The sequence below is a fragment of the Nonlabens antarcticus genome, assembly GCF_015356755.1.
Taxonomy (GTDB): Bacteria; Bacteroidota; Bacteroidia; order Flavobacteriales; family Flavobacteriaceae; genus Nonlabens; species Nonlabens antarcticus.
This window is the reverse complement of sequence record NZ_JADFCO010000045.1, coordinates 1-342: the sequence shown is the minus strand read 5'-3', so window position 1 is coordinate 342 and position 342 is coordinate 1. Positions and strand designations below refer to the sequence as shown.

Here is a 342-nt window from a genome sequence, read left to right as displayed (position 1 = left end):
TCACGGATCTATCGGGATCCAGCAATGCATTGAACGACCCAACGTTTACAGATTTTGGTGATGACAATGGTATAGCGGTCATAAAGACTGGTGTCTTCAATGATGAGAACGGAGATGGGAATGCCCAGTTGGGTGAGACGATCAGTTACAGTTTTGCGGTGACCAATACGGGATCAACGACGCTTACCAACGTTCGCATCACCGACCCGTTGTTGGTAGCGCCGAACGGTAGTTTATCAGGCGGTCCAATCGCCACACTTCCCCCAGGTCCAAGTGGCACGGACAATACGACCTTTACTGGAACCTACACGATCCAGCAATCTGATATAGATAACAGTGGAG

General features: G+C 49.7%; 1 protein-coding gene. It reads left to right on the top strand.

Going from position 1 to position 342, the window contains the following annotated elements; translation table 11 throughout:
* The coding region (locus tag IQ282_RS00170) for a DUF7507 domain-containing protein (RefSeq protein WP_194849930.1) at positions 1-342 on the top strand (342 nt) is incomplete at both ends.